The following is a 6,659-nucleotide window of genomic DNA, read 5'->3' on the forward strand; positions in this document are numbered from 1 at the left end:
CACCTCGCGGCCGGGCGACGGCGTCTCGTGGCCGAGCACGCGGCCGTCGTCCGCCAGGCGCTCCGCGCCCCGGACCTCCCGCACGACGCCGTCCGCCGGGGCGAGCAGGAACGTGACTGCAGCGCTGGTCGCGACCGACGGGCCGGGCACCGGCTCGCGCCCGAGCGCCAGGTCCACCAGCACCCGCAGCGGGTTGAACCCCGTCACGAGGCGGACCAGCTCGAAGATGTACCCGCCGCCCTGGCGCGGGTTCAGCTCGATCAGCCGGGGGCCGGCCGCGGTGAGCCGCACCTCGGTGTGGCTGATGCCGTGCGTCAGGCCGACGGCGTCGAGCACCGTGACGACGTGCGCCTCGATCGCCTCCCGCTCCCCGGGTGTCAGCGGGGCCGGGAACAGGTGCCCCGACTCGACGAAGCCCGACCCCGCCTCGACGCCGGGTTCGGCGACCGACTTGGCGGTGATGCCGAGCACCCGTGTCACGCCGCCGCGGGTCACGGACTCGACGCTGTACTCCGGGCCCTCGACGACCCGTTCGAGCAGCGCCAGCCGCTCCAGCGGCTGGTCGCGGGTGTTGCGCTCCGGCCCGGTCGCCTCGGCGAAGGCCACGGCGAGCCCGGCCTCGTCGACGACCTTGCGCACCGCTGTGCCGGAGTTCATGTCGACCGGCTTGACGACGAGCGGGTAGCCGAGGCTCGCGGCCTCCTTGCGCGCCTGGTCCCAGGTGGCGGCCACCGCGAACGGCACGTCGGGCACTCCCCCGGCCGCCAGCGCGTGCCGCACCAGGTGCTTGCGCGTCGCGGTGCGCAGCACGTCGGCGGGCGCCCCGGGCAGGCCCAGACCCTCCGCGACGTGGGCGACGGCGGGCAGGTAGTAGTCGCAGGTCGTCAGGACGCCGTCGACGGGCCGGCGCGCAGCGACCCCCCGCGCCGCCGCGAGCAGGGCGGCGTCGTCGTTGGTCTCGGCGACCACCACCTCGGCGGCGAGCGCCAGGACCGGGTGGGGCGTGCCGTCGGGTAGCCGGTAGAGCCCGGGGTCGCGGGTGATCAGCACGTACTCGTGGCCGGCGTCGCGCAGCAGGGGCGGGAGCATCAGGCCGGTCGACTGGAGCCAGCTCTCGATCATCAACAGGTTCGCCACGTCAGCACGCACCGTGCGTGGACACGCGAACGAGAGTCGTTCTCAACATGGCGCACAGCCTGCCACGGATCCCTGGGTCGTTCTCGTCGGCCGGGTACGGCCTGTGGAAAAGCGCCGCCGCTCGGGCCGCAGAACGATCGGGCACCCAGCGGTTGTCACCGAAGACCGGACCGGTATTATCGGTAGCGCGAAGGGCAATAGCCCTGAGAAGTGAGCCCGGGAGCCTACCCGTCAGGTGGGTAACCCGGGCTTCGCGTTTTCTACGGCAGGTCAGTCGCACGCAGGACAAGCTCGCGGACCTTGTCCTTCCACGCTCCTCCGCGCTGCCAGCACCAGGCAATCGCGTCAGCCGCCCAGAGCAACGGCTCTTCGTGTCGGTGGAGGTGGTCGTAGCGGATTCCGCTCTTGTGCAGCTCCTGGTAGAGCCATCGTCGATCGGCCGCCTCAAGGCTCTCGTCCCGGTCGAGCACGATCGAGCGGGCAGCGATCGAAGCGGCGAAGCGCGCCGTCGCGCGAACGCAGTCCTCGCGAGGATTGCAGCCCTTGGCCGCCCTTGCCCGATACACCACGGACCTCACATCATGCCCGCCCAGGAGACGTATGACCTCGTTTCGCACACCGTCACGAGCGCCGTTGAAATGGATGTCGCGACGCCCCTTCGGCCGAGCAGCGCGCAGATCCCTCCGCAACAGATGGACCGCATGGGGTGGCACCACCACTGCCACGAACAGGAACGACTTGGCTTTCGACTCGTCGACAAAAAGGTGACTCTCGCGCGCGAACTCCAGGGGCGCGTCGGAATCATGAGGAAGCGGCACAGGGATCCTTCAGGGCAGACGGCAGCTCGAAAGCGACGCCCGCACGCGAGCCCTGCCTTCTCTAGCCGTCAGCCTACGTCCCGGCCGTCATGCTGTCTCGGCGTCCGACAGCCGTACAAGGAAGCGGGCTGACCAGCGCCCCGCTACAGCACCCCGTCCGGCAGCGCCGGGTGCTCGTCGGCGGGCGGCTTGGGCCGCGGGATGAGCAGCGCCAGGACGGTGCACACGAGCGACGCGAGCAGGCCGAGCAGCAGCGCCGTGCGGAACGCGTCGCCGGACGGTACCGGGACTCCCTCGAACTGCGCGCCGCCCGCGGCGAGCACGCCGCCCACGACGGCGGCGGCCGACGTCGTACCCAGGGACCGCATCAGGGTGTTCAGCCCGTTCGCGGCGCCCGTCTCGTGCGACGGCACGACCTGCATGATGAGGGCGGGCATGGCCGCGAACCCCAGTCCGATGCCGACGCCGACCACGATGTTGACCACCAGCACGTGCCACACGTCGAGGTCGACCACGACGGCGATCACGTAGGAGACCGCGATGACGGCGGCCCCGGACGCGAGCAGCGGCTTGGCCCCGAAGCGGTGCGCGAGCCGCCCCGAGATCGGCGACATGGCGAGCATGACCAGGCCGGACGGCATGAGGATCAGGCTGGCCTGCATCAGGGTCAGCCCGAGGCCGCCCGCCGCCGTCGGCAGCTCCAGGAGCTGCGGGAACACCACGTTGGACGCGAACAGCGCGAAGCCCATCGCGATCGAGGCGAGGTTGGTGAAGAGCACGGTGCCGCGCGCCGTCACCCGCAGGTCCACCAGGGGCTCCTCGATCCGCAGCTCGTACCAGCCCCACACGAGCAGGACCACGAGGCCGCCGAGCAGCAGCCCGAGCGTGCGCGGCGAGCCCCAGCCCCAGTCGTTGCCGCGCGAGACCGCCAGCAGCACCCCGGTCAGGCCGATCGCGAGCCCGACCACGCCGACGACGTCGAGCCGGCCGCCCGCGCGCAGCGTGCTGACGGGCACGACCCACGCGACCAGCGCCAGCGCGAGCAGGCCGATCCCGGCCGCCACCCAGAACACCACGTGCCAGTCGTAGCGCTCGGTCACGAACGCGCTGATGGGCAGGCCGAGCGCACCGCCGACGCCGAGCGTCGCGCTGACCAGCGCGATCCCCGACCCGAGCCGGTCCCGGTGCAGCACGTCGCGCAGGATCGAGATGCCGAGCGGCACCACGCCCATGCCCATGCCCTGCAGCCCTCGCCCCACGATCAGGAGCACCACGGACGGCGACAGCGCCGCGACCACCGAGCCCAGCGCCAGCAGGCCGAGCAGCACGAGCGCGACCGTCTTCTTGCCGTACATGTCGCCGAGCCGTCCCGAGATGGGCGTGCAGATCGCCGCCACCAGCAGCGTCACGGTGATCACCCAGGCGGTGACGTCACGCGAGACACCCAGGAGGACCGGCAGCTCCGCCTGGATCGGCAGCAGGATCGTCTGCATGAACGACGCCCCCATGCCCGCGAACGCGAGCACCGCGATGACCACCCCCGGCCGGGGCATGCGGGTGAGGCGGGAACGGTCGCCAGGGGGAAAGCGGAATCTCATGTGGGGCAGACGATCCTTCGACGAGGGGGCGGGTTCCGCGCACGCGCGCGGCCGCAGCACGAGGTCCGCGCGGCGCGAGGGGGATGCCTGCACCTTACATAGTTGCCCGCGCGAACCACGCGGCGCGCCGCGCGCGCAGTACAGGACCGAAGCTGACCTCTTCTCCGACTACGGTCGCCGTATCAAGCACGCCGCCTCCGAGAGGACCAGTCATGCCCGAGCAGACCAGCGCCGCCCCCACCGGATACACGTCCGTCGCCCCGTGGGTCGTCACCGACGACACCGGCGCGTTCCTCGACTTCGTCACCCAGGCGTTCGACGGCGAGGAGCTGGCGCGCGTCGCGACCGAGGACGGGCTCATCGGGCACGGCGAGATCAGGGTCGGCGACACGGTGGTGCTGGCGTTCGACCGCCGGCCCGAGTGGCCGGCCATGCCCAGCCTGCTGCGCGTGTTCGTGCCGGACGCCGACGCCGCGTTCGGCCGCGCGGTGGACGCGGGCGCCGCCGTGGTCACCGAGCTGGACGACAACGCCTTCGGCCAGCGCGGCGGACGGGTCCGGGACCCCTTCGGCAACATCTGGTGGGTGCTCAGCCACGTCGAGGACGTCCCGGAGGACGTGATGTGGCAGCGCCTGCAGGACCCGGTCTACGCCGAGGGCATGCGGGTGGCCCAGGCGACGCTCGACGCCGAGCTGAGCGGGCGCGAGCAGGGCCGCAGCAGTGCTCCCGTGCGTTAACCGGTAGCCGGTATCCCGCGCCCGCCGCGCTCCAGCTCGGCGGCGAGCGCGGCCGCCGCCGCCGACAGCGGGCGGCTCGCCGAGTGGGCCAGGCGCACCGTCCACGTCAGCGCCGGCTCGACGTCGAGCGCGGCGAGCTGCGGGTCCGGCGAGACGGCGGACGCCGGGACGAACATGACGCCGAGCCGTTCGCGCACCAGCGCCTGGCCCAGCTCGAAGTCGGTCGCCTCGGTCTGGATGGTGCGGCGCAGGCCGGCGGCCGCGAAGGCGGCGTCGACCACCGCGCGGTTGCCCCAGCCCACGGGCGAGTCGATGAAGGCCTCGTCCGCGATCTGCGCGAGCCGCACCGCGCCCTGCCCGGCCAGCGGGTGGGTGCGGTGGCAGACGAACCGGATCGGCTCGCCGTCCAGGTAGCGCAGGCGCAGCCCGGGGACGGTCTCGCTCGCCGTGGAGACGAGGGCGAGGTCGAGGTCGCCGCTGCGCACGGCGTCGAGGCTGCCCCGCGAGCCCGTCGCCGTCTGCCGGGCGTGCACCACCACGGCGGGGTGCGCACGCCCGAACGCGGCCAGCAGGCTCGCCAGCTCGAAGCCGGCGAGGTGGTTCATCATGCCGAGGCTCACCGTCCCGGCGACCTGCCCCCGCGTGGCTGCGACGGCGGCCCGGGCGGCGTCCAGCGCCGCGAGCACGTCCCTCGCCCGGGGCAGGAGCGCCTCGCCCTCGGGCGTGAGCGCGATGCGGCGGCCCCGGGTGAACAGGGCGCAGCCCAGCTCGCGCTCGAGCTGCTTGACGGCGGTCGACGCCGCGGACTGCACCACCCGGGCACGCTGCGCGCCGGCGGTGAAGCTCCCCGTCTCGGCGATCGCCACGAAGTACTGGAGCTGATGGGGCTGCATGAGCCAACTATCGCAGATCGCGATAACTGGCTTCGGAAAGATTCGTTGGACACGATCGGTCGGGCTCGGCACGATCGAGTCGTGACACTCTCGACCAGCACCACACCGCCGTCCGGCATCCAGGCCCTGCCCGAGCCGGCGCAGCCGGCCCGCACCCAGACCCCGCTCCCCGCGGGCGGCGCCCGCCCGCGCCGGCACCACGCCCGCGGGTTCTGGATCATCGCCTACGTCTTCGCCGTGACGATGGCCTTCGCCGGCGCGCCGGCCCCGCTCTACGTGATCTACCAGGAGCGGGAGGGCTTCGGCTCGCTGGCGGTCACGTTCGTCTTCGCCGCGTACGCGGTCGGCGTGATCGCCGCGCTGTTCCTCGCGGGTCACCTGTCCGACCGGTTCGGACGCCTGCGCCTGATCGCCCCCGCGGTGCTGCTGAACGTGCTCGCGGGGCTCGTCTTCCTGACGTCGACGGACCTCGGGCTGCTCCTGCTCGCCCGCCTCGTCTCGGGCCTCGGCATCGGCCTGCTGACCGCCACCGCGACCGCCCACATGACCGAGCTGCACGCCGCCTCGCGCGCCGCGGCGGGCAGGCCCGCCGGCCGGCACGCCGAGATGATCTCGACGGCGGCGAACCTCGGCGGCATCGGCCTCGGCCCGCTCGTCGCCGGCCTCCTGGCCGACGTCGCGCCCGCCCCCCTGCACACCCCGTACCTGGTGCTGCTGTTCGCGCTGGTCGTCGGGCTGCTGCTGATGACGCTCGTCCCCGAGACCGTCGACGCCGTGGGCGAGCCCTGGCACTACCGGCCGCAGCGCGTGACGGTGCCCGCCGCATCCCGCGGCCCGTACGCGGGCGCCCTCATGGCGGGTTTCGTCGGCTTCGCGATGTTCGGGCTGTTCACCTCGCTGGCGCCGTCGTTCCTCGCCCACGACCTGCACGTCACGTCGCACGCCGTCGCGGGACTCGTCTCCTTCGCCGTGTTCGGCTCCGCCGCCCTGGCGCAGATCGCCACGGGCCGGCGCAGCACCCGGGCGCAGCACACGCTCGGGGTGACGCTCCTGGCCGCGGGCCTGGTGCTGATCGTCGGGGCGATGCTCACGGCGACCTTCCCGGTGCTCGTGGCCGGCGGGATCGTCACCGGGGCCGGCGCGGGCACCCTGTTCAAGGCGGGGGTCGGCACGGTGGTCTCCGTCGCGGCGGGCGGTTCGCGCGCGGAGGCCCTTGCTGGGCTGTTCCTCGCGGCCTACGCCGGCATGTCACTGCCGGTCGTGCTGCTCGCCGTCCTCCTGCGTGTGGTCCCGACGCCGGCCGCGGTGCTCGCCTTCGGCGTGCTGATGCTCGTGCTGCTCGCCGCGGCGTCGGCCCTGCTGCGCTCGGGCCGCCGTCCGGCGTAGCCTGCTCCGCTCGGGCCGCCGTCCGGCGTAACCACCTCACCTTTGAGGCCCGGGTTTCTTCGCTCTGACCCATCTCAGAGCGAAGAAACC

General features: G+C 73.0%; 6 protein-coding genes. 2 read left to right on the forward strand and 4 right to left on the reverse strand.

Going from position 1 to position 6,659, the window contains the following annotated elements:
- The 3 genes from ACFWEJ_RS25780 to ACFWEJ_RS25790 form a co-directional block, all read right to left on the reverse strand.
- Positions 1–1,137, reverse strand: a 1,137-nt coding sequence (locus tag ACFWEJ_RS25780) for an acetyl-CoA carboxylase biotin carboxylase subunit family protein (protein WP_377232025.1), incomplete at its 3' end; no start/stop codon positions are given.
- A gap of 260 nt (positions 1,138–1,397) precedes the next feature.
- Complete coding sequence (locus ACFWEJ_RS25785; protein ID WP_377232026.1) at positions 1,398–1,955, reverse strand: hypothetical protein; 558 nt, start codon at positions 1,953–1,955, stop codon at positions 1,398–1,400.
- Between the two features lie 143 nt (positions 1,956–2,098).
- A complete protein-coding gene (locus tag ACFWEJ_RS25790) occupies positions 2,099–3,508 on the reverse strand; it encodes an MFS transporter (RefSeq protein WP_377232030.1) in 1,410 nt (469 codons plus the stop codon).
- Positions 3,509–3,765: 257 nt separating this feature from the next.
- Here ACFWEJ_RS25790 and ACFWEJ_RS25795 point away from each other — a divergent pair, with 257 nt between their 5' ends.
- Positions 3,766–4,290 (forward strand): VOC family protein, encoded by a 525-nt coding sequence (locus ACFWEJ_RS25795; protein WP_377232027.1) that lies wholly within the window; start codon positions 3,766–3,768, stop codon positions 4,288–4,290.
- On the opposite strand, the gene ACFWEJ_RS25800 is transcribed toward ACFWEJ_RS25795, so the two are convergent.
- On the reverse strand, positions 4,287–5,183 hold the full coding sequence (locus ACFWEJ_RS25800) for a LysR family transcriptional regulator (RefSeq protein WP_377232028.1): 897 nt from the start codon (positions 5,181–5,183) through the stop codon (positions 4,287–4,289). The two genes, ACFWEJ_RS25795 and ACFWEJ_RS25800, sit on opposite strands and share 4 nt — an antisense overlap.
- An 81-nt stretch (positions 5,184–5,264) precedes the next feature.
- Between ACFWEJ_RS25800 and ACFWEJ_RS25805 the strand changes: the two genes are divergently transcribed.
- Positions 5,265–6,569: an MFS transporter gene (locus tag ACFWEJ_RS25805; protein WP_377232029.1), complete on the forward strand. Its 1,305-nt coding sequence runs from the start codon at positions 5,265–5,267 to the stop codon at positions 6,567–6,569.
- Positions 6,570–6,659 lie beyond the last annotated feature (90 nt).

It is taken from the genome of Promicromonospora sp. NPDC060204 (assembly GCF_042728455.1).
Lineage (GTDB): Bacteria > Actinomycetota > Actinomycetes > Actinomycetales > Cellulomonadaceae > Promicromonospora.